The following is a 20,894-nucleotide window of genomic DNA, read 5'->3' on the forward strand; positions in this document are numbered from 1 at the left end:
GTGCTGCACACTGTCTTTGGCGGTATCGTTCACCGCTATACCGGCAGTATCGCTGCGGGGCTTTTCGCGCCCGAGCCCTACATATCAACCGTGCTCGGCACGCCGGGCAAGCTGAGTGACGGCGCGAAAGAGGAGGCCCACTGATATGATCAGCAAAGCATTCTACTGGCTTTTGCCCCACCCGATGCTGACGCTGCTGCTGGCGCTGGTCTGGACGCTTCTTCAGAATGACGTGTCGGCCGGTATGGTGGTTTTCGGTTTAATTCTTGGCATCATCATTCCCTGGTCCACGTCCGCCTGGTGGCCCGATACGCCAAAGGGCTTCAGGATGGGTAAGATGATTTCCTATTCGATCATGGTCCTCTGGGATATCCTCGTTGCCAATATCGAGGTCGCCTGGATCGTTCTGACGGTCTCCAACGAAAAACTTAAACCCGCGTGGATCGTTGTTCCGCTTGAGCTGCGCCAGCCTGAGGCGATCACAGTGCTGGCCGGGACCATCACGCTGACGCCCGGCACTGTCTCGGCTGATTTGTCGGATGAGGGCCACAGCCTTCTCGTACACGTCCTTCACACGGATGACCCTGACGCCGTACGCGACGAGATCAACATACGCTATCAGCGCCGTCTGAAGGAGATCTTCTCATGAGTTTTGCCAGTGATTTTCTGAACATCGCCCTGGTGATCGCCTTTGTCTCCGTTGCTGTGTCGCAGGTGCTGTCGATGGTACGGCTGGTGATCGGTCCTGATACCGGTACGCGTATTCTGGCGCTCGATACCATGGTTGTGAATGCCATCGGCCTGATTGTGCTGCTGGGGATCTCGCAGGGTTCAAACATTTATTTCGAAGTGGCGATGATTATCGCGATGCTTGGTTTTGTTTCGACCGTTGCCTATGCACGGTTCATTCTGCGGGGGGATATCATCGAATGACGATCGAAGTTATTGGCGCAATCGCAACCGCAATATGTCTTCTCGTTGGCGCGGGCTTCACGCTTGTCGGTACGATCGGGTTGGTGAAATTCAATGATTCCATGACGCGGCTGCACGCGCCGACCAAGGTGGGCACCGTGGGAGTAGGTGCGCTTTTGCTGGCATCGATGCTCTATTCGCTCACCTACAACTACGGATCCGCGCATGAGATCCTGATCATGGCGTTTCTTTTCGTGACAGCGCCGATTTCGGCGAATTTTATCGCCAAGGTAAACATCCACCGCCGTTCCTGCGAAACGCCGCCCGAGCCGCCAAAGGATGACACATGGGGTACTCTGAACGTGCCGGATGCGGATAAGGCCGTGAGCAACCCTGTGAACGCCACGCAAAGCTGAGATTCTCCGTTCCCGCACAATACCCCGGGCAGTATGCGCATTTCGCTGCGTCTTTCGGGGCGGGCAGAGGGTTGCGCACCTTGACTTCCTGAGCGCCAAAAGGTGTATCTGGCCCGAAATCTGAACCCCCTGAAGGGAAATCAATATGCACGCCTATCGCAGCCACACCTGTGCTGATCTGACCGCCGCGAATGTCGGCGAAACCGTCCGTCTGTCGGGCTGGGTGCACCGGGTCCGCGATCACGGCGGCGTTTTGTTTATCGACCTGCGCGACCACTACGGGATGACCCAGGTGCTCTGTGATCCTGACAGCGCGGTTTTTGCCGAAGTTGAGAAGGTGCGTGCGGAATGGTGCATCCGGATCGACGGCGAGGTGAAGGCCCGGGATGCGTCGCTCGTGAACGCGAAAATTCCGACCGGAGAGATAGAGGTGTTCGTGCGCGACATCGAAGTGCTTGGCGGTGCCGGTGAATTGCCGCTGCAGGTTTTCGGTGATCAGGAATACCCGGAAGAAACGCGTCTGCGGTACCGCTATCTGGATCTGCGGCGCGAGAAGATGCAGGCCAATATGAAGCTGCGTTCTGATGTTGTTGCCTCTGTCCGGCGGCGCATGTGGGATGCGGATTTCCGCGAGTTTCAGACGCCGATCATCACCGCCTCCTCGCCCGAGGGCGCGCGCGATTTTCTGGTGCCGAGCCGTCTGCATCCGGGCAAATTCTACGCCCTGCCGCAGGCGCCTCAGCAGTTTAAACAGCTGCTGATGGTTTCCGGCTTTGATAAATACTTCCAGATCGCGCCCTGTTTCCGCGATGAAGATCCGCGGGCGGACCGCTCGCCCACCGACTTCTACCAGCTTGATATGGAAATGAGCTTTGTCGAACAGCAGGATGTATTCGACACAATTCAGCCCGTTATCACGGGCATTTTCGAGGAGTTCGGCGGCGGTCGTCCGGTGGATCAGGAATGGCCGCAGATCTCCTACAAGGATGCGGCGCTGTGGTATGGCACGGACAAGCCTGACCTGCGCAACCCGATCAGAATGCAGATTGTCTCTGAGCATTTTGCAGGGTCCGGTTTTGCGATCTTTGCAAAGCTGCTGGAACAGAAGGGCACGCAGATCCGGGCCATTCCGGCTCCGGGCGGCGGCAGCCGGAAATTCTGTGACCGGATGAATGCTTTTGCACAGAAGGAAGGGCTGCCAGGGATGGGTTATATCTTCTGGCGCGATCAGGGGCAGGGGATGGAAGCTGCAGGTCCGCTGGCCAAGAACATCGGTCCGGAGCGAACAGAGGCGATCCGTCAGCAGCTGGGCCTGGAGGTTGGCGATGCTGCGTTTTTCCTCGGTGGCAAGCCGAAGAGCTTTGAGGGTGTCGCGGGCAAAGCCCGGACCGTCATCGGCGAAGAGCTTGGTCTGACGGAGAAGGACCGTTTCGCCTTTGCCTGGATCGTGGATTTCCCGATCTACGAAAAGGATGCTGAGAGCGGAAAGATTGATTTCGAACACAATCCGTTCTCCATGCCTCAGGGCGGGATGGCGGCGCTGGAAGGCGACCCGCTGGATGTGCTGGGGTACCAGTATGATCTCGCGTGCAACGGCTATGAACTGGTGTCGGGTGCCATCCGGAACCACCGGCCCGAGATTATGTTCAAAGCCTTTGAGATTGCAGGTTACGGTGAGGATGAGGTGCGTAAGCGTTTCGGTGGTATGGTTAACGCCTTTCAATACGGCGCGCCGCCCCACGGCGGGTGTGCAGCGGGCATCGACCGGATCGTGATGCTGCTGGCCGATGAGAGTAATATCCGAGAGGTCATTCTCTTCCCGATGAACCAGCGGGCCGAAGACCTGATGATGTCTGCGCCCTCCGAGCCGCTGAGCGATCAGCTGATGGAACTCGGGTTGCGGGTCATTCCGCAGGAATAGGCTGCGATGAAAAGGACCAGACACTGCTGTACCGAGGCTGCAGGCGCGTGACGAAAGCGCCTCAAACCGGTGCGCCTGTACCCGGCTGGTCGCCACCGCCGCGACCTGCGGGTGACACGCTGACCGGGGCGCGCGTCCGGCTTGAAGCCCTGAATGCGAACAAGCACGCAGCGGAGCTTTTTGACGAGATGGACGGCCACGACCGGCTGTGGGATTACATGCCCTATGGCCCGTTCCCCGGTAAGCAGGCGTATGCGCAGTGGATCAGCGAGACGGTCGCGGATGAGGCGCATCTTTTCTATGCCGTCCGAAACCTTGCCACCGGGCGTGCGGAAGGCGTGGCAAGCTATCTCCGGATTAATCCGGGCGCGGGATCCGTGGAAGTAGGTCACATCTGCCTCAGCCCCGCGCTTCAGCGGACGCCCGCGGCGACCGAGGCGATGTTTCTGATGATGCAGTGGGCATTCGAGGCCGGTTACCGGCGATACGAATGGAAGTGCAATGCGCTGAATATCCCGTCACGCCGGGCCGCACAACGTCTCGGACTGAGCTATGAAGGGGTGTTCCGGCAGGCTGCGGTCATTAAGGAGCGTAATCGCGATACGGCTTGGTTTGCCGCCATCGACAGCGAATGGCCGCGGCTGCGGGAGGCATTTTCCGCCTGGCTGGACCCGTCGAATTTCGATGCCAGAGGCGTCCAGCGGAAGGCCCTCGGGGCATTTACCGCACCGGTGCTGGTCGCTGCGGATCCCGCGTTCAGCCTTTAACGCGGGTCAGATTGCCAGTTTTTGTGTAAGCCGCTGGCGGATCAGCCCGGAAAGGTCGGTGGCTTCCTGAACCGCCGGCTGCCCGCTGGCCCGCTTTGCGGCAAGGGCTGCGGCTGCTTTCTCAAGGCCGACATCATGGGCAGACCGGGCCACACCGCCGAGAAACTGCGCCACATAGTCCAGCGTTGTGCCGTCTGACTGATCATCGAGCACACCGGCGATATGTTCCATGTCATCCTGAAACGCCATCGGATCGGGGCTGATACTGTCATCGGGCAATTCGCGCAGGCCGGTTGGTTGCCGGTCCTGGGGCAGGTTTGAGAGTACCTCCTGCTGAAAAAGCGCCAGTGACGTGATCGGTTTTGCAAGGAACCCGTCGGCGCCGGCTGACATCGCCTGTGCTTCGCTGTCCGGGTCGCCGGATGTGCCAAGGACCACATCCACACGCGGGTCACACGAGGTCAGCTCCCGGATCAGATCCATGCCGTTGCCATCGGGCAGTCCGATATCAACAATTACAACAGAGGGGCGGTACACCTGCAGATGGCGGCGGGCCGATCGCAGGCTGTCAGCGCGACGGATCCGGGCGCCGCTGCGCAGGCACAAAAGGCGCATGGCCTCGCAGGCGAAACGGGAATCTTCGATCACAAGAACCGTCAGTCCGAGCAGAGGGCGCATTGCCGTCGGGGCCGGGATCGTCGGCGCGAAAGGGTCAGTTTTGTCCATGTCCGCCTCCAGTGGGGTGAATCGCTACCCGACTCACCATGGCAATTGAAGGCTAACAGCCGGTTAATTCCCGTATCAGACCTCCCTGCGGCGGCACGTCACTTGCAGGCCTGCCGCGCACGGCGCATACAGAAACCGGATGATTGTCAGGAGACGGATATGATTGGCCGGCTTAATCACGTTGCTATCGCAGTACCTGATCTGGAGGCCGCGTCGGAGCAATACAGGACCGCTCTTGGCGCGAGTGTCGGCGCTCCTCAGGACGAGCCAGATCATGGCGTCACGGTGGTATTTATTGAGCTGCCGAACACCAAGATCGAGCTGCTGTATCCGCTGGGTGAAGAGAGCCCCATTCAGGGGTTTCTCGATAAAAACCCCTCAGGCGGGATCCACCACGTCTGTTATGAGGTCGACGATATCCTCGCCGCGCGCGATCATCTGGTGCAGAGCGGAGCGAGGGTTCTGGGCACCGGCGAGCCGAAAACCGGGGCGCACGGCAAACCGGTTCTCTTTCTGCATCCTAAAGACTTCAACGGCTGTCTCGTCGAACTTGAGCAGGTCTGAGCCCGAAAGGAACTGACGTCATGGGTATTACTTCCGCTCTTGTGCTTTTTGCGGTCATCTGGTCGATGACTTTTCTGATCGTGCTGCCGATCCGGGTGAAAACTCAGGGCGACCTGGGTGACATCGTTCCGGGCACACATGCTGGCGCACCCGAGGTACACAATCTGGGTAAAAAAGCGCGCTGGACAACGGTGATCAGCGTCGTGCTCTGGGCGATTATCTCGGGCATTATCCTGTCGGGCGTGATCAGCGTGCGGGATCTGGACTGGTCCGGTCATATGGCCCCTGTGGCGCCAGCCGGTGAAACAGATGGGTAAATGTTGCGGCCCCCACGATCGGAACAAGCAGGTTCAGGACCGGCACTGACAGCGGGATGGCCATCAGAATGCCGGCCATCCAGACGCGAAAGGTATAACGGGACCTGAGCGCTTTTGCCTGCTTGCGGCCGATCCGGCGCATCGCAGCAAGTGTGAAATATTCCCGGCCGAGCAGGAACCCGTTCAGTCCCCAGAATATCAGCGGCGCAAACGGCGCGAGCATGATGTAGAGGACCAGCGCCAGCAGGTTCGCGCCGATAAGAACGGCGAGAAATCCGATGCTGTCTTTCAGAGCATCGAGAAACGGCACCGGCAAGGCGGGCCCGAGCTGCGGGTAATGCTCGTCCTCGACAGCCTGAGCCACCTGATCGAGAAACATCGATGTGACACCCGAGGCCACAGGTACCATCAGGAACGTCGAGAGCACGATGACCACCAGTGCGCCGCCCCAGCTGGCGATGTCGTTGACCCAGGTGACTTCGCCGATCAGGGGCAGGGTGACCGCATCGCCCACAGCCCAGCCGATGAACCACACAAAGGCCACGGAAAAGGCGATGAGCAGCGCCAGCGTCAGGCCGACACCGGTGAGCAGAACGCCGCGAAACCGCGCATCGGTCAGCTGACTGAGAGCTGCAAAGAAGGACGCAAGGATCATGATGAAACCCAGCTTGTAATGGCATCGGGGTCCGGTCTGGGCCGCTCGGGCGGGATGGCCGTTTCCGTGCCGATGTGGATGAAGCCCGCGATGCGTTCGGCGGGCCCGAGACCAAGCGCATGCTCCATAAAGCCGCGGTCGTGGCTGGGCCAGCCCGAAAGCCAGTTGGCGCCCCAGCCGGCCGCGAGGGCGGCGTTCAGCAGCGCAAGACAGACGGCACCGGCGGAATAGGTCTGCTCAAGCGCCGGAATTTTCGGAGAAGGTTTCTGCACTTCGATAACGGCGACGGCAAGGTGCCCCTGATCAAACTGGCTGCGCCCCTTGCTGATCTGTTCGGCATCCAGACCGAGTGCTTTGCCGCGGTCAGCGACAACCTGAGACAGCCGCGCCATCGCGGGCTTTTCGATCACGATGAAGCGCCAGGGTTCCAGCTTTCCATGATCAGGCGTGCGCGCGGCGGCCACCAGCAGCGGGCGCAGAGCACCGGCATCGGGCACCGGTGGTTGCAGGGTTTTCGCGGGTCGGGAGCGACGTGTCTGCAGAAATTCAGATGCGGCAGGATTGGGTGCTGGCATCGGATGCCTCCTTCATTCAGAGCTTACCCGCGAGATAATCAATCTCGGCCCGGAGAAAAGCATCAAAACGCGGTCCGGGCTGGCGAACGGCAAGGTTTTTTGCAATCGGGTCCGGAGCGGTGATACTGCTGCCGCTCAGTGCGGCGATTGTGGCGTGGCCGCAAAAGGGTACGTAGAACTCCGAATAGCCGCCCTCGTGCACCAGAACAAGTCGCCCGTCGCAGTGGGTTTCAGCGGCGGCTTTAATGCGCAGGGTCATCTCGCGGAAGGTGTCGGTCGTGGCGAGCATGCGCGCAAGAGGATCAATCGCGGCGGCATCAAAACCGCAGGCGACGATGATCAGATCAGGCTGAAACGCTGCAATCTGCGGCAGGATCACAGTATCCATCGCGTGCAGATAGGCGGTGTGACCCGCACCCGCGGGCAGAGGCAGGTTGACGTTGAAACCGGCCCCCTTACCCGTGCCCCGGTCCTCCACCGCACCTGTATCCAGCGGGAAGTTGCCCTCCTGATGTACCGAAATGGTCAGCACATCGTCGCGCGCGTAATAAATCGCTTCAGTACCGTTGCCATGATGTACATCCCAGTCCAGCACAACGACGCGCTGAATTGTGCCTTTTGCCAAGGCCGCCTCGATTGCGATGGCGATATTGGCCATCAGGCAGAACCCGTTCGGATGATCGGGCAGGCAGTGATGCCCGGGTGGGCGTGAGAGCGCATAGGCGTTGGTGACCGCGTGGCTCATGACCGCGTCAACGGCCGCAACCGCGAGGCCTGCGCTTTGGGCGGCAATCTCATATCCGCCGGCGGCAAAAGGGGCTGCGCGGGTGATCTCGCCGCCACCTGCGTCGGACAGGGCTTTGAACCGGTCCAGGTAGCTTTCCGGATGCACGCGCAGAAGATCGTCACGCGTGGCGGCAGGAGCACCGCGTACATCGAGCTCGCGCATGAGACCCGTGACTTCCAACAGGTTCTTCAACCGGCGTTTGGTCTCGGGGTTTTCCGGCAGCCCGCCGGCGGCCATGGGCTGCACCAATCCGCCAACAGGCACGGTGAAAGCATAGTTGCCACCGGCGTGCCAGAAGCATGTCTCGTCCCAGAAAAATCCTGTTGTCATATCGATGTCTCTCGCTGCTGCGCCTGCCGAAACTGAACCGCGCACCGGCGATTGTCCATCACTCAGGCGTCAGCGATCAGCGCATCCACATCCAGCGGGTCATTGACCATCGCAAGGCTTCCATCGGTGTTGCGCGGCCAGTCCCCGGGCGCACGGTCGCGGTAAAGTTCGACGCCATTGCCGTCCGGGTCGCGCAGATACACAGCCTCGCTCACGCCGTGATCGGCGGCCCCGTCGAGAGTGTATCCCGCATCGAGAACCCGGCGGATCACGGCCGCCAGCGCTGCACGGTCGGGATAGAGAAACGCGCTGTGATAAAGGCCGGTGTGATTCCCTGCGGGGGGCGTGCCACCTTTGGAGTGCCAGGTGTTCAGGCCGATGTGATGGTGGTACCCGCCCGCACCCAGAAACGCGGCATCGCGCCCATATCGCGCAGTGAGATCAAAGCCGAGGACATCGCGGTAAAAGACAATGGCCCGTTCAAGATCGGCGACTTTTAGATGAACGTGACCTACTGAGGCATGTGCTGCGTTCTGCATGCGGTAAACTCCTGTTGACCCGGCGCCGTCACTCTAAGCGCGGCCTTGCACTCACCGCCAGAGGCAGGAGCGCGCAACATCTGTGCATAACGGAGCGGGGTGCGCCGGAGATGTCGCGCTCAGCCCACCATCCCGATGATTTCGTATGTTTTTTTCAGGATCGGCGCGGTGATTTCACGCGCCTGTTCTGTCCCGCGGGCCAGGATCTTATCGATCTCGGCAGGGTCATTCATCAGACGCGCCATCTCGTCCGAGATTGGCGAAAGCTTTGAGACCGCCAGATCCGCGAGCAGCGGTTTGAACGCGCCGAACTGCTGGCCGCCGACCTCTTTGAGCACCTGATCCACAGACTTGTCGCTCAGAGCTGCGTAAATGTTGACGAGGTTGCGCGCCTCCGGCCTGTTCTCCAGCCCTGCGGCCTCTGAGGGCAGGGCATCCGGGTCTGTTTTGGCTTTGCGGATTTTTTTCGCAATGGCATCGGCATCGTCAGTCATATTGATCCGGCTCGCGTCAGACGGGTCGGATTTGGACATCTTCTTCGAGCCGTCTCTCAGGCTCATTACCCGCGTCGCCGCCCCCTCGATCACCGGTTCGGTAACCGGGAAGAAATCCACGCCGTAGTCATGATTGAACTTGAGCGCGATGTCGCGGGTGAGCTCGAGATGCTGCTTCTGATCTTCGCCGACCGGCACATGTGTGGCGTGATAAACCAGAATATCCGCCGCCATCAGCGCGGGATAGCCGAAAAGGCCAAGCGATACGTTCTGCGCGTTCTTGCCGGCCTTGTCCTTGAACTGCGTCATACGCTGCATCCAGCCCATGCGGGCGACGCAGGAAAAAACCCAGCCAAGCTGCGCATGTTCCGGCACCTGGCTCTGATTGATCAGGATGGATTTTTCGGGGCTGATGCCGGAGGCGATAAACCCGGCTGCCAGTTCGCGGGTGTTCCTGCGCAGATCGGCGGGGTCCTGCCAGACCGTGATCGCATGCAGGTCAACCATGCAATAGATGGTCTCAAAGTCTTCTTCCTGCATCTGCACGAAACGTTTGATGGCACCAAGGTAATTGCCGAGCGTCAGGCCGCCCGAAGGCTTGATGCCGGAAAATACGCGCGGTGTGAAAGTCGGGGTTGTCATCGCTGGGCTCCGTTCCCGGCTGGCAATAGGGTCGCGCCTGCCTTACCCATAGGGCAGAGTATCGTCAAGGAAGCCCTGAGGCATGGAAGATCACCGTGAAGCACCCCCCTTTAATCCGTTGCCACCGGTCGTGACTCTGCTCTTTGCAGCGCTGATCCTGCCGGAGCTTGCGTTCATGCTGGGTGGACAGGGGCTCATCGGTGGGCCCGAGGCCATCGGCTGGCGTCTTGCGGCGGCTGAGCGTTATGGTTTTTCGGGAGATCTCTTTGACTGGATGATGCTCAACGGGCGCTGGATCCCCGGCGAAATGGTCCGCTTTGTCACCTACAGCTTTGTGCATTCCGGCTTCACGGCAACGCTTTTTGCGGCCGTCCTGACCCTGGCGCTCGGCAAGATGGTGGGCGAGACCCTCGGGCAGATTGCGGTGCTGGTTCTCTTTCTCGGAGGCAGCATTTTCGGTGCGCTGGTCTATGCGCTGCTGTTGAATGACCCGGAATGGCTGCTCGGGGGCTTTCCGGCAGTTTACGGGCTGATCGGCGGGTATTCGTTTGTTATGTGGGTCCGGCTTGGCGCCACGGGAGAGCAGCAATTGCGCGCCTTCAGCCTGATTGCGATGCTGATGGGACTGCAACTGATCTTTGGCGTCTTTTTCGGCCCGACCACTCAATGGGTGGCGGATCTGGCCGGGTTCGTTTTCGGATTTGCCGCCTCGGCTCTGCTGGTCCCCGGCGGCATGACCCGGCTTATCCGCGCTCTGCGCCGGGAGTGATCAGCTCCGGCGGAAGGCTGCTTTGAACTCGGCCATGCGGAAGGCACCGAGGGCCTGACCCGCGAGGCCGTATGCCAGCATCCCGGTGCCTACAAGCACGGTCAGTGCCAGACCGCGCCACCACGGGATGCCCAGAAACGGATTGAGCACTGCCGCCGTGATCCAGAGCACAGCGCCCATGATCGCCGACGCCAGAACCATGCGCCAGATGCGCCGGCGCAGGCGGGTGTCGAATGTCGCAACCTCGCCGAAAGAGCGCGTGCCGGTGCGCAGCAACGCGACCATAACCCAGGCAGCCAGGGTCGTTGCGATCGCCGGTGCGATCCAGCCGATGACAGGTGCGAGGCCAATGGCCAGACCGGCGTTCACGATCATAGAGGCCACGGCATAGTAAAACGGTCGCCGCGTGTCTTCGCGCGCAAAAAACAGCGGTTGCAGGATTTTCTGCAGCACGAAGGCGGGCAGGCCCAGCCCATAGATTGCGACGGCCAGTGCAATGGCGGCCGTATCATCAGTTGTGGCAGCACCACGCTCGAACAGCACCGAAACCAGCGGCAGCGGGATAATCACCAAAGCCACGGCGGAAGGGATCGTAAGCGCCAGCGAAATCTCGGTAGCCCGGCTCAGCGCGTTGCGGGCGCCTGTGTCATCGCGCGCCTTCAGACGGCGCGACAGGTCCGGCAGCAACACCACTCCCACAGCGATGCCCACAACGCCAAGCGGCATCTGATAGAGCCGGTCGGCGGCAAAGAGCCAGCCCACAGCTTTGTCGAAGTAACTTGCGACCTGCTGGCCGACAAGCAGGTTGATCTGTACCACACCGCCGGCCATTGCGGCGGGCACGGCAACCCGTATCAGGCGGCGCATGTCCGGCGTCAGCCGCGGTCGTCTGATCCGAAGGGTGAAGCCCGCGCGCCTGACGGCGACCCAGAGCAGGGCCATCTGCGCCACGCCGGCCACGGGAATTGTCCAGATCAGCGCCCGCGCAACGTCGCCCCCGATCCGGGCGGCCACAGCCATCGCGCCGATCAGCAGAATGTTGAGCAGAACCGGAGCGGCGGCCGCAGCCGCAAAACGCCCCGACGCGTTCAGCATGCCCGAAAGAAGCGCTGCGAGCGAGATAAAGAGGATATAGGGAAAGGCGATGCGCCCGAATTCGACCGAGAGACCGAACTGTTCCTGCCCGGCAAAGCCCGAAGCCAGCGCATAGATCAGCCAGGGCATGAAGGCCATCGCCAGCAGCGTCAGCGCTATCAGGATGCTGGCCAGTCCTGCAAAGGCTTCAGAGGCAAAGCCTTCGGGGTTCTCGTCCCCTTCAAGGCGCTTGGAGAACATCGGCACAAAGGCCATGTTGAAAGCGCCCTCGGCAAAGAACCGGCGGAACATATTGGGCAACCGGAAGGCCACCACGTAAGCCTGATAAAGCGGCCCGGTGCCCAGAAACGCAAGGATCATAGCGTCGCGCACAAAACCCAGCACCCGGCTCATCAGTGTCCATCCGCCGACCGTGAAAAAACCCGACATCAGGCGGATAGGTTTCAAGTCTTTGCCCTTTCAACGCCTTCGTCGATGGCGGCGCGCAGACGCTTTTCGAGGCTGCGTTGTTTGCTCTCGGAGTGGTATTTCAGCCCGAACATATCCTTGACGTAGAAGGTATCGACCACCTGCTCTCCATAAGTCGCGATCACAGCATTGGCGATATAGACGTTGGAGGCCGCAAGCGTACGCGCCAGATCATAGAGCAGGCCCGGGCGATCGCGTGTATCCACCTCGATGATCGTGTAGATTTCCGAACCCTCGTTGTCGAAGGTGATATGCGTCGGCACCCGGAAAGCGCGCTCGCGTTTTTTGACCTTGTCGCGGTCTTTGAAGGCCTCGCGGGCGACTACTTCGCCCTTCAGCGTGCGTTCGATCATCCGGCGCAGACGGGGCAGACGGGCAGCATCATAGGGGTTCCGGTCGGCATCCTGGATCCAGTAGGCATCCGTTACATAACCGTCTTTGGTGGTATAGCTGCGGGCGTCGACCACGTTCGCCCCGACAAGGGCCAGCGCACCGGCAAGGCGTGTAAAGATGCCCGGATGGTCTTCCATCACAAAGCACGCGCGCGTGGCGTCGCGGTCCTCATCGGGGTGCAGGTCGATCAGAATTTCGACCTCGCCGGTCTCCTGTTTGCCGATATCACGCAGCATTTCGGCAAAGGTGACATGCGCCGTGACATGCAGGCCCTGCCAGTAGGGCTCGTAATGCCGGGCGGTCTCGGTCTGCAGATCCTTGCGCGGCCAGTCGCTGAGCGCTTCGCGCAGAGCGCGTTTGGCTTCGGCCCCGCGGTTTTCGCGGTTGAGATCTTCGAGCCCGGTTTCAAGCGCACGCTTTGTCTGGCGGTAGAGCGCACGGATCAGCACGGCTTTCCAGTTGTTCCAGGTGTTCGGCCCCACACCCCGTATATCACAGACCGTCAGCACACAAAGCAGATCAAGCCGTTTGACAGTCTGCACTGCTTTGGCAAATTCGCGCACAGTGCGCGGGTCCGCGATATCTCGTTTCTGGGCCATATCAGACATCAGCAGGTGATAGCGCACCAGCCATTCCACGGTCTCGGAATCAGCTTTGTTCAGCCCCATGCGCGGCGCGATTTTCCGCGCCATCTGAGCGCCCAGAATCGAGTGATCTTCGGGCCGGCCCTTGGCGATGTCATGCAGCAGCAGAGCAGTATAAAGCACCTTGCGGTTTACGCCGCCTTTGAGGATCGAAGAGACAACCGGCAGGTCTTCGGTCAGCTTGCCGCGTTCGATTTTGCTGAGTGTCCGGATGCACTGAATGATGTGTTCGTCCACGGTGTAGGAGTGGTACATATTGAACTGCATCATCGCGATAACAGGCTCAAATTCCGGGATAAACGCCGCCAGCACGCCCAGTTCGTTCATCCGCCGCAGCGCCCGCTCGGGGTTGCCGTGTTTCAGCAGCAGGTCAAAGAAGATGCGCTGCGCTTCGGGGTCACGGCGCATCCCGTCGTCGATCAGATCGAGATTGGCCTTGATCGTGCGCATAGCATCAGGGTGGATCAGCATGCCGGTACGCAGAGCCTCTTCGAAGAGGCGCAGAAGGTTAAGCTTGTCGGACAGAAATTCTTCGTCATCCTGCAGTGCCAGCCGGTTGTGTACGACCACATAGCCGTCGCGTACCTTGCGCTTGCGACGGAAGATGCGCTCCAGAAGCGGGTCGGCCTTGACGTGATCGGCCTCCATCTTGGTCAGGAAGATGCGGGTCAGGTCGCCCACTTCGGTGGCATGCAGAAAGTATTCCTGCATGAAGATCTCGACGCCGCGCCGGCCTTCGGTGTCTTCATATCCCATGGCCTCGGCCACGGATGCCTGCATATCAAACGTAAGCTGTTCGGTCGGCCGGCCGCTCAGCAGGTGCAGATGCCCGCGCACTGCCCAGAGAAAGTCACCAGCTGAAACAAAATCCTGGTACTCTTCGGGCCTGAAAACGCCCAGATCCACAAGATCGGCAGGATCGTTCACGTCATGAACGTATTTCGCGATCCAGAAGAGCGACTGCAGATCGCGCAGCCCGCCCTTGCCTTCTTTGACATTAGGTTCGACCACATAGCGCTGGCCGTGTTTGTTGTGCCGTGTCTCGCGTTCTGCGAGCTTTGCCTCGACGAATTCACGCCCGGAACCGGCAAAGAGATCCTTGCGCAGCCGTTCAGAGAGTTTACGCGCCAGTGCCATATCACCGGCGAGATAGCGGTTTTCCAGCAGCGCCGTCCGGATGGTGAAATCATCGGAACCGAGACGGATGCATTCTTTGACCGTGCGGCTGGCGTGTCCGACTTTGAGCTTCAGATCCCAGAGCATATAGAGCATGCTTTCGATCACGCTTTCCGTCCAGGAGGTCATTTTATAGGGCGTCAGAAAGAGCAGATCGACGTCCGAGAAAGGCGCCATTTCTCCGCGTCCGTAGCCCCCCACCGCGATCACAGAAAGATGCTCACCAGAGGTCGGATTGGGTTTGTGATGCAAAACATCAGTTGCGACCCGCAGGGTTGCGCGCACAAGCTGATCGGTGAGCCAGGTATAGGCCCGGGTCATCGGGCGGGCCTCGAACGGCTTTTCGCGGAACGCGGTTTCAATCGCCGCGCGTCCTTCCTTCTGCAACCTGCGCAGCAGCGCGACTGCAGCATCGCGTGTTTCCTGCGCAGGCTGGCCGGCCTTTCGGGCGTCGCGCAGCAGATCATCGACCTGCGCGCTGTCAAAGATCACGTCGGGCGGGCAGATCAGGCTGTCGGGTCCGACATCGCTGGTCTGCTGATCAGAGAGGGCCATTCAGGTTGCCTTAAAACCCTGCGCGGCCGAAGCTTGTAGGTGCCGGGCTCAGGATGCTGAGCTGCGCGTTGCGGATCGTTGCAACAGCGAGACCGCGTTGATTGGTGCCGTCGGGCAGCAGCCGGAAGACACCGCTGGCCCCCCGGAACCCGGCGGATTGCGTCAGCGAACCGCGGGTCAGCGCGCCGCCGTCGCCCTGGCTGATCAGCGCGCCGATGGCCGCGATCCCGTCAAAGGCAAGGCCGCCGATCGGGTGCGGTGACGCGCCGTAGGCTGCCTGATACTGCCCGCTGTAGCGTGAGGAAGCGCCGGGATCGGGTACAGCAAACCAGCCGCCCTGCACTCCGGGCAGGCTCATGGTCTGTGGCGGGATATCCCAGCGCGTGAGGCCCATGAACTGCGCAACTTCCGAGGAAATTCCGGTCTCAGGCAGCAACTGTGACAGAAGCGGCAGCGCCGAGGCCGTGTCGCTGGTCATGAAAATCGCATCCGCAGCAGAGCTTTCAACAGCTGATTTAATCCGCGGGATCGCGGCGATTACGTCCTGCTGGGACAGCGCATATCCAACGGTGCCGACAACGCCTGCACCCTGACGCGTTGCCGCGCGCTGGATCGCATCGCGGCCCTGGCTGCCGGCCACATCCGTGCCGTGCACGATGACCATGGTGCTTTTGCCCTGCGACATCGCATAACTCACCATCCGGTCAGCGGTATTCTGGAAGGTAGGTCCAAGCACAAAAAGGTTTCCGCCGGCGATGGCGGCATTGTTTGAGAACGACAGGACATTCACATTGTCGCGCGCGACCTCGACGCTGACAGCAGCCGCCGAGGAGGCAAAGACCGGACCGAGAATGATTTTCGCGCCTTCATCCACTGCCTGACGGGCGCTGGCTGCTGCTGTTGCGGGCTGGCCTGCGGTGGAATAGACGCGCAGATCAATAGTTGCGCCGGTCAGGTCCCGCATTGCCAGACGCGCCGCGTTCTCAAGATTTCTTGCGAGGATGTCATTGGTCGTGTTGCCGGAGCCGGCCGGAACAAGCAGCGCGACGGGCACCGGATCGGAGGTATTGATCGGAGCACCGGTGTTAAATCCGGTGCCGGTGACCGTGTTACAGGCCGCAAGGGCCAGGCCGGACAGCGCCATCAGCGTACGGGTCAGCAACTTGCGGGTAGAGGGGAAAACGGCAAACATAAGGAATACTCCGGTCTTTGCGCGGTCGCGCAGATCTGACCGCAATCATAGACGTCAAGAAAGGCGGGTCCAGCTTTGAATTTCCAAAATGTGCCACTGGCGGCCGGACTGTGGTTTGTCGGTGTGCCGATCGGAACGGCGCGCGACATTACGCTCAGGGCGCTTGATGTGCTTGCGTCGGCGGATATGCTGGTTGCCGAGGATACGCGCAGCCTGCGCCACCTGATGGACATCCACGCAGTGCCTCTGGGCGGGCGACCGCTTATTGCACTGCATGATCACAGTGGTGAGGGGGTCATCCGCCGGGTGCTTGAGGCGATCGCGAGCGGACAGTCGGTCGTTTATGCCTCCGAGGCGGGCATGCCGCTCATTGCTGATCCCGGATTTGAGCTTGCCCGTGCGGCGCGCGAAAACGGGCTGATGGTGACATCTGCGCCCGGCCCGTCGGCGGTTCTGACCGCGCTTGCACTGGCGGGGCTGCCGACGGATGCTTTTTTCTTTGCCGGGTTTCTGCCGAATGCGGGTGCGGCGCGGCGTGCCAATCTGGAAACTCTGAGAGATATCCCCGGGACGCTCGTGTTTTACGAATCGCCCAAGAGACTGCTCGCGATGCTTGACGACTGCGCAGCGGTTCTGGGCGGTGCCCGCGAGGCGGCCGTTTGCCGTGAGTTGACGAAGAAATTCGAGGAAGTCCGGCGTGGCAGCCTGCACGAACTTGCGGCTGCCTGGGCGGATAAGCGTCCTAAAGGCGAAATAGTCGTGCTGATCGACCGGGCGCGTTCGGCAGATATTAGCACTTCGGATGTAAAAGAGGACCTGATCGTGGCGCTGGAAAAAATGTCGATGCGGGATGCGGTGGATATGGTCGCGCAGGCGCATAAGACGCCGCGGCGCAAAGTCTATCAGATGGCACTTGAACTGACGAAGGAATGAAATGCCGCAGATAAAGAGCCCTGCCGGAGATACCGGACGGCTGAATTATCACGCCGGGCGCGCGGCGGAGGAATGCGTGGCACGGGCCTATGAGGCACGCGGAGCAGCACTTGCCCACAAACGCTGGCGCGGGCCGGGCGGTGAGATTGATCTGGTGCTCCGGGAAGGGGATACGCTCGTCTTCGTGGAAGTAAAGAAAAGCCGGACATTTGAATCCGCCGCCCTTCGGATCAGCCCGACACAGATCGCAAGGATATTTGCTGCCGCCTCCGGTTTTATCGCCGGTGAGCCTGCCGGACAGCTGACACCGGTGCGCTTTGATGCGGCCCTCGTTGATGCGACTGGTGCAGTCAGTATCCTGCCGGGCGCATTGCATACCACCTGAACGTACAGACCCCATGCGGGCATTGCACCTGCGTCGCCTCTGGTCCATCAAGAGGCCGACAGCGCAGGAGTGATTATGAAAGTTGCCTTTCAGATGGATCCCGTCGGGGATGTGAATATCGATGCCGACAGCTCCTTTCGGCTGGCGGAAGAAGCCCAGGCCCGCGGGCATGAGCTCTTTTTCTACACGCCGGACCACCTGGCATATCAGGAAGGGCACATCACCGCCCGGGGTCACGATATGACCGTGCGGCGCAAACAGGGTGATCACGCAGTCCTCGGCCCGGAGCGTGAGGTGGATCTGGGAAAATTCGACGTGGTCTGGCTGCGCCAGGACCCGCCGTTTGACATGCACTACATCACCTCGACCCATCTGCTGGACCGGCTTGCGCCTGATACCCTGGTGGTGAATGATCCCTTCTGGGTTCGGAATTATCCTGAGAAACTGCTGGTGCTGGATTTCCCGGCGCTGACCCCGCCGACCACCGTCGCCCGTGATCTTTCCACGATTAAAGCGTTCAAGGCAAAGCATGGCGATATCATCCTGAAACCGCTCTACGGCAACGGCGGCGCCGGGGTTTTCCGTCTCGATGAAAATGACCGAAACCTTACGTCTTTGCATGAGCTTTTCATCGGGTTCTCACGAGAGCCGCTGATCGTTCAGAAATTCCTGCCTGCAGTCGCAAAAGGTGACAAACGGGTGATTCTTGTAGATGGAGAGCCGGTGGGCGCGATCAATCGCATCCCGGCAGCGGGTGAGACTCGATCTAATATGCACGTGGGCGGGCGTCCGGAGAAAGTCGGCCTGACGGAGCGCGACCTTGAAATCTGCGCCGCTATCGGCCCGCTGCTGCGCGAGAAAGGTCAGATTTTCGTCGGTATTGACGTCATCGGCGACTATCTTACCGAGATCAATGTGACGTCGCCAACTGGCATCCAGGAGCTGGAAAGGTTTGACGGTGTCAACATCGCCGGCAAAATCTGGGAAGTGATCGAGGCGCGGCGCGCCTGAGACCGCTCAGGTGGAAACGGGCCGTGCTAGTCGCAGGCCCACAGCCTCGGCCAGGTGCGGATAGCGGACAGTAACAGAGCCTTCGAGGTCAGCAATGGTGCGTGCCACTCGCATGATCCGGTGATATCCCCGCGCCGAGAGACCCAGTTTGTCCGCCACCCTGATCAGCAGATCGCGCCCTTCGCTGTCAGGGCTTGCGATTTCGTCGAGCATGCTGCCGGCAGCATCCGCATTTGACCACATTTCGGGTTGCTCCGCGTACCGCCGGGCCTGCAGAGCATGGGCAGCTGTGACCCGCAGAGCCACGTCTTCAGATGTGTCCCCCGCCGCCGGCAGGTCAAGATCGGAGCAGGCAACAGGCGGGACATCGACGCGCAGATCAAAACGATCCATCAGAGGCCCGGAGATACGTCCAAGGTAGTCTTCTCCGCAGGCCGGCACTTTGGCGCAGGCGCGCGCAGGGTCGGTCATGTATCCGCACCGGCAGGGGTTGGCAGCCGCCACCAGCATAAAGCGGCAGGGATATTTCACATGGGCATGTGCGCGGGCAATCATGACCTCGCCGGTTTCCAGCGGCTGCCGGAGGCTTTCGAGTATATTGCGCGGAAATTCCGGCAGCTCGTCCATGAACAGGACACCGTTATGCGCCAGCGACACCTCGCCCGGGCGCGCCAGCCTGCCTCCGCCGATCACCGCAGCCGCCGAGGAGGTGTGATGGGGATCGCGAAAGGGACGGTCGCGCGAAATGCCACCTTCATCGAGCAGCCCGGCCACCGAATGGATCATCGAGGTTTCAAGCGCCTCACGGGCGGTAAGCGCGGGCAGAATACCGGCCAGCCGGCGCGCAAGCATCGACTTCCCGGTGCCTGGCGGGCCGACGAGCAGCAGGTTGTGGCGCCCCGCAGCAGCGATTTCAAGCGCGCGTTTTGCCCGCTCCTGACCCTTGACGTCACGCATGTCGTGAAAGGACGGAGCCCGGGATACTTCGCCGGGCTCTGAGGGGGTAATGGGGGTTTGTCCTGATGCATGGCGGATCACATCGCTCAGGGAGTGTGCGGCGGTAACGCGGGCGCCGCTGACCCAGGCGGCTTCGCGCCCGCAGGCGGCGGGGCAGATGAGTTCGAGGTCTTCGGCCGCTGCTGTTACAGCCGCGGGCAGACTGCCCGTGACTGGCACAAGCGTGCCGTCGAGTGACATCTCACCCAGCGACACCATCCCGCGCGCCATATCCGTCGGGACAATTTCGAGTGCCGAGAGAAGAGCTATTGCGATCGGCAGGTCAAAATGACTGCCTTCCTTCGGCAGATCGGCCGGGCTGAGATTGATTGTGACCTTTTTGGAGGGAAAGGCGATTGCCATTCCGGCAAGTGCCGACCGGATGCGGTCGCGCGCCTCGGAGACGGCTTTGTCCGGCAGGCCCACGATGCTGAACCCCGGAAGGCCCGGGGTCAGCGAACACTGCACTTCGACGAGGCAGGCTTCTGTGCCGCGGAAAGCGACAGAGTGGGTAAGTGTAATCATAACGCCCCGCAACCGGATATCATGGTTAACGGTAGCCGCAGCAGCCTTACTGAAAGCTTAACGGTTTTGCCCGCTCAGGCCGGCCAGGGATTCGTGGGGCAGCCGGCAGGATAGGGAAAGGGGTCATAGGTGGTCCGGAGTCCTTCGGCCCGCCATGCAAGAAAAGAAGGCTCGCGGATCGCCTGCCGGCAGTATTGTGCGGCCGCCTCCGACACATCGAGGTCATAGCCCGTAATCCGGGCGGCAACGGGTGCGTAAAAGATATCAGCGAGGCTGTAGCGCCCCAGCAGCCATGGTCCGTCCCGCCCCGGACTGCTTTGTGCCCAGGACCAGAGTTCTTCGATCCTCGCGAGGTCAGTTTTTACGGCATCAGACGCTTCAAAGCCAGCGTTCACGTGCTGCAGCTGCATCGGGCAGGTCGCGCGCAGAGCCGTAAACCCCGATGCCATCGCGGCACAGAGCCAGCGTGCGCGTATTCTCAGGGCCGGATCTTCGGGCCAGAGCTGTGCTTCGGGGTGTCGTTCGGCCAGCGTCTCAGCAATGGCGAGGGTTTCGCCGATCACCTCGCCCTGCGGCGTTCTTACCACGGGCACCAGCCGGGCCGGGCTCAGATCAGTCAGTTCCGCGGCCATCGTGCCTGAGTAAAGCCCCACCATATGTGTGCGAAAAGGTTGCCCGGATTTCTCCAGCATCAGCCAGCCGCGCAGAGACCAGCTCGAAAAGGTGCGATCACCGATGTAAAGGTCATATGTCATGCGCGTGACGCTATGCGCCTGCCGGGCGCAGGTAAAACGCCGTTATGTGACGCGGGGCATCACGAAAGGTGATTGATCCGGTGAACTTTGCCTGAATCTCCGTCCCAGGAGATCGTCGTGACCGACAGATTATCGATCCGGTGGGCCATTGCGTCATAAGCCGGCACCTGTAATGCCTGCTGTATCTGCGTCAGGATCACGCCGAAATGCGCCACAGCGATGATTTCAGCGCCGGGGTGTGCGACATTCATCTGCTGCACTACGGCGCTGACCCGTCGCGCGGCCATGTTCCAGCTCTCGCCACCGGGCGCACTGACATCGCCGGGTTCTTCCCAGAACGACCGGCTCAGGA

The 20,894-nt window shown here is 60.8% G+C and carries 23 protein-coding genes; 11 read left to right on the top strand and 12 right to left on the bottom strand.

What is annotated here, in order from left to right; translation table 11 throughout:
* Window positions 1-148 precede the first annotated feature (148 nt).
* The 5 genes from Q0M35_RS09450 (at window position 149) to Q0M35_RS09470 (ending at window position 4,016) form a co-directional block, all read left to right on the top strand.
* Window positions 149-649: a Na+/H+ antiporter subunit E gene (locus Q0M35_RS09450; RefSeq protein ID WP_295314570.1), complete on the top strand. Its 501-nt coding sequence runs from the start codon at window positions 149-151 to the stop codon at window positions 647-649.
* Window positions 646-933, top strand: coding sequence for a K+/H+ antiporter subunit F (locus Q0M35_RS09455; protein WP_295314528.1), 288 nt, complete (start codon window positions 646-648; stop codon window positions 931-933). The genes Q0M35_RS09450 and Q0M35_RS09455 overlap by 4 nt, the downstream gene beginning before the upstream one ends.
* Entirely contained in the window at window positions 930-1,328 is a 399-nt protein-coding gene (locus Q0M35_RS09460; RefSeq protein ID WP_295314530.1) for a Na+/H+ antiporter subunit G, read from the top strand. The genes Q0M35_RS09455 and Q0M35_RS09460 overlap by 4 nt, the downstream gene beginning before the upstream one ends.
* Before the next feature lie 145 nt (window positions 1,329-1,473).
* A complete protein-coding gene (gene aspS, locus Q0M35_RS09465) occupies window positions 1,474-3,249 on the top strand; it encodes an aspartate--tRNA ligase (protein ID WP_295314532.1) in 1,776 nt (591 codons plus the stop codon).
* A 47-nt stretch (window positions 3,250-3,296) separates the two neighbouring features.
* Window positions 3,297-4,016, top strand: coding sequence for a GNAT family protein (locus tag Q0M35_RS09470; protein WP_295314534.1), 720 nt, complete (start codon window positions 3,297-3,299; stop codon window positions 4,014-4,016).
* A 6-nt stretch (window positions 4,017-4,022) separates the two neighbouring features.
* Here the strand turns inward: Q0M35_RS09470 and Q0M35_RS09475 are convergent, their stop codons facing one another.
* Entirely contained in the window at window positions 4,023-4,742 is a 720-nt protein-coding gene (locus Q0M35_RS09475) for a response regulator (RefSeq protein WP_295314536.1), read from the bottom strand.
* Window positions 4,743-4,901: 159 nt separating this feature from the next.
* Here Q0M35_RS09475 and mce point away from each other — a divergent pair, with 159 nt between their 5' ends.
* Window positions 4,902-5,306, top strand: coding sequence for a methylmalonyl-CoA epimerase (gene mce / locus Q0M35_RS09480; RefSeq protein ID WP_295314539.1), 405 nt, complete (start codon window positions 4,902-4,904; stop codon window positions 5,304-5,306).
* Window positions 5,307-5,326: 20 nt separating this feature from the next.
* Window positions 5,327-5,623: a DUF1467 family protein gene (locus tag Q0M35_RS09485; RefSeq protein ID WP_295314541.1), complete on the top strand. Its 297-nt coding sequence runs from the start codon at window positions 5,327-5,329 to the stop codon at window positions 5,621-5,623.
* Here Q0M35_RS09485 and Q0M35_RS09490 read toward each other — a convergent pair.
* The 5 genes from Q0M35_RS09490 to trpS form a co-directional block, all read right to left on the bottom strand.
* On the bottom strand, window positions 5,553-6,278 hold the full coding sequence (locus Q0M35_RS09490) for an EI24 domain-containing protein (RefSeq protein ID WP_295314542.1): 726 nt from the start codon (window positions 6,276-6,278) through the stop codon (window positions 5,553-5,555). The genes Q0M35_RS09485 and Q0M35_RS09490 overlap by 71 nt on opposite strands.
* A complete protein-coding gene (locus tag Q0M35_RS09495) occupies window positions 6,275-6,853 on the bottom strand; it encodes a nitroreductase (RefSeq protein WP_295314544.1) in 579 nt (192 codons plus the stop codon). The genes Q0M35_RS09490 and Q0M35_RS09495 overlap by 4 nt, the downstream gene beginning before the upstream one ends.
* Window positions 6,854-6,869: 16 nt before the next feature.
* A complete protein-coding gene (locus tag Q0M35_RS09500) occupies window positions 6,870-7,970 on the bottom strand; it encodes a class II histone deacetylase (RefSeq protein WP_295314546.1) in 1,101 nt (366 codons plus the stop codon).
* 62 nt (window positions 7,971-8,032) lie between these two features.
* A complete protein-coding gene (locus Q0M35_RS09505) occupies window positions 8,033-8,509 on the bottom strand; it encodes a VOC family protein (protein ID WP_295314548.1) in 477 nt (158 codons plus the stop codon).
* 119 nt (window positions 8,510-8,628) lie between these two features.
* On the bottom strand, window positions 8,629-9,645 hold the full coding sequence (trpS, locus tag Q0M35_RS09510; RefSeq protein WP_295314549.1) for a tryptophan--tRNA ligase: 1,017 nt from the start codon (window positions 9,643-9,645) through the stop codon (window positions 8,629-8,631).
* Window positions 9,646-9,727: 82 nt separating this feature from the next.
* On the opposite strand from trpS, the gene Q0M35_RS09515 reads away from it, so the two are divergent.
* The gene (locus Q0M35_RS09515) at window positions 9,728-10,414 is read left to right on the top strand and encodes a rhomboid family intramembrane serine protease (RefSeq protein ID WP_295314551.1); all 687 of its coding nucleotides are present in this window, start codon (window positions 9,728-9,730) and stop codon (window positions 10,412-10,414) included.
* Here Q0M35_RS09515 and murJ read toward each other — a convergent pair whose 3' ends face one another.
* Genes murJ through Q0M35_RS09530 form a run of 3 tightly spaced genes read right to left on the bottom strand, consistent with a single transcriptional unit; the run spans window position 10,415 to window position 15,937 of the window.
* Complete coding sequence (murJ, locus tag Q0M35_RS09520; protein ID WP_295314553.1) at window positions 10,415-11,956, bottom strand: murein biosynthesis integral membrane protein MurJ; 1,542 nt, start codon at window positions 11,954-11,956, stop codon at window positions 10,415-10,417.
* Window positions 11,953-14,745 (bottom strand): [protein-PII] uridylyltransferase, encoded by a 2,793-nt coding sequence (locus Q0M35_RS09525; protein WP_295314555.1) that lies wholly within the window; start codon window positions 14,743-14,745, stop codon window positions 11,953-11,955. Before Q0M35_RS09525 ends, murJ begins: the two co-directional genes overlap by 4 nt.
* Before the next feature lie 10 nt (window positions 14,746-14,755).
* Window positions 14,756-15,937, bottom strand: a complete 1,182-nt coding sequence (locus Q0M35_RS09530) for a penicillin-binding protein activator (protein ID WP_295314557.1) — start codon at window positions 15,935-15,937, stop codon at window positions 14,756-14,758.
* 75 nt (window positions 15,938-16,012) lie between these two features.
* Between Q0M35_RS09530 and rsmI the strand changes: the two genes are divergently transcribed.
* The 3 genes from rsmI (at window position 16,013) to gshB (ending at window position 18,266) form a co-directional block, all read left to right on the top strand.
* Window positions 16,013-16,870, top strand: coding sequence for a 16S rRNA (cytidine(1402)-2'-O)-methyltransferase (gene rsmI, locus Q0M35_RS09535; RefSeq protein ID WP_295314559.1), 858 nt, complete (start codon window positions 16,013-16,015; stop codon window positions 16,868-16,870).
* A gap of 1 nt (window position 16,871) precedes the next feature.
* Window positions 16,872-17,255 (top strand): YraN family protein, encoded by a 384-nt coding sequence (locus Q0M35_RS09540; protein ID WP_295314561.1) that lies wholly within the window; start codon window positions 16,872-16,874, stop codon window positions 17,253-17,255.
* Between the two features lie 75 nt (window positions 17,256-17,330).
* The gene (gene gshB, locus Q0M35_RS09545) at window positions 17,331-18,266 is read left to right on the top strand and encodes a glutathione synthase (protein ID WP_295314563.1); all 936 of its coding nucleotides are present in this window, start codon (window positions 17,331-17,333) and stop codon (window positions 18,264-18,266) included.
* Between the two features lie 6 nt (window positions 18,267-18,272).
* On the opposite strand, the gene Q0M35_RS09550 is transcribed toward gshB, so the two are convergent.
* The 3 genes from Q0M35_RS09550 to Q0M35_RS09560 form a co-directional block, all read right to left on the bottom strand.
* Entirely contained in the window at window positions 18,273-19,787 is a 1,515-nt protein-coding gene (locus Q0M35_RS09550; RefSeq protein WP_295314565.1) for a YifB family Mg chelatase-like AAA ATPase, read from the bottom strand.
* A 74-nt stretch (window positions 19,788-19,861) separates the two neighbouring features.
* Entirely contained in the window at window positions 19,862-20,542 is a 681-nt protein-coding gene (locus tag Q0M35_RS09555; RefSeq protein WP_295314566.1) for a glutathione S-transferase, read from the bottom strand.
* Window positions 20,543-20,601: 59 nt separating this feature from the next.
* The coding region (locus Q0M35_RS09560) for a histidine phosphatase family protein (RefSeq protein ID WP_295314568.1) at window positions 20,602-20,894 on the bottom strand (293 nt) is incomplete at its 5' end.

Origin of the sequence: Roseobacter sp., assembly GCF_024639605.1 — a bacterium.
Lineage (GTDB): Bacteria > Pseudomonadota > Alphaproteobacteria > Rhodobacterales > Rhodobacteraceae > Roseobacter.

Excerpts from the sequence above, each read along its gene's own strand:
- Q0M35_RS09455 (WP_295314528.1), top strand. The coding sequence starts at position 646 with ATGAGTTTTGCCAGTGATTTTCTGAACATCGCCCTGGTGATCGCCTTT.
- Q0M35_RS09460 (WP_295314530.1), top strand. The coding sequence starts at position 930 with ATGACGATCGAAGTTATTGGCGCAATCGCAACCGCAATATGTCTTCTC.
- aspS (WP_295314532.1), top strand. The coding sequence starts at position 1,474 with ATGCACGCCTATCGCAGCCACACCTGTGCTGATCTGACCGCCGCGAAT.
- Q0M35_RS09475 (WP_295314536.1), bottom strand. The coding sequence starts at position 4,742 with ATGGACAAAACTGACCCTTTCGCGCCGACGATCCCGGCCCCGACGGCA.
- mce (WP_295314539.1), top strand. The coding sequence starts at position 4,902 with ATGATTGGCCGGCTTAATCACGTTGCTATCGCAGTACCTGATCTGGAG.
- Q0M35_RS09485 (WP_295314541.1), top strand. The coding sequence starts at position 5,327 with ATGGGTATTACTTCCGCTCTTGTGCTTTTTGCGGTCATCTGGTCGATG.
- Q0M35_RS09490 (WP_295314542.1), bottom strand. The coding sequence starts at position 6,278 with ATGATCCTTGCGTCCTTCTTTGCAGCTCTCAGTCAGCTGACCGATGCG.
- Q0M35_RS09495 (WP_295314544.1), bottom strand. The coding sequence starts at position 6,853 with ATGCCAGCACCCAATCCTGCCGCATCTGAATTTCTGCAGACACGTCGC.
- Q0M35_RS09500 (WP_295314546.1), bottom strand. The coding sequence starts at position 7,970 with ATGACAACAGGATTTTTCTGGGACGAGACATGCTTCTGGCACGCCGGT.
- Q0M35_RS09505 (WP_295314548.1), bottom strand. The coding sequence starts at position 8,509 with ATGCAGAACGCAGCACATGCCTCAGTAGGTCACGTTCATCTAAAAGTC.
- trpS (WP_295314549.1), bottom strand. The coding sequence starts at position 9,645 with ATGACAACCCCGACTTTCACACCGCGCGTATTTTCCGGCATCAAGCCT.
- Q0M35_RS09515 (WP_295314551.1), top strand. The coding sequence starts at position 9,728 with ATGGAAGATCACCGTGAAGCACCCCCCTTTAATCCGTTGCCACCGGTC.
- Q0M35_RS09525 (WP_295314555.1), bottom strand. The coding sequence starts at position 14,745 with ATGGCCCTCTCTGATCAGCAGACCAGCGATGTCGGACCCGACAGCCTG.
- Q0M35_RS09530 (WP_295314557.1), bottom strand. The coding sequence starts at position 15,937 with ATGTTTGCCGTTTTCCCCTCTACCCGCAAGTTGCTGACCCGTACGCTG.
- Q0M35_RS09540 (WP_295314561.1), top strand. The coding sequence starts at position 16,872 with ATGCCGCAGATAAAGAGCCCTGCCGGAGATACCGGACGGCTGAATTAT.
- gshB (WP_295314563.1), top strand. The coding sequence starts at position 17,331 with ATGAAAGTTGCCTTTCAGATGGATCCCGTCGGGGATGTGAATATCGAT.
- Q0M35_RS09550 (WP_295314565.1), bottom strand. The coding sequence starts at position 19,787 with ATGATTACACTTACCCACTCTGTCGCTTTCCGCGGCACAGAAGCCTGC.
- Q0M35_RS09555 (WP_295314566.1), bottom strand. The coding sequence starts at position 20,542 with ATGACATATGACCTTTACATCGGTGATCGCACCTTTTCGAGCTGGTCT.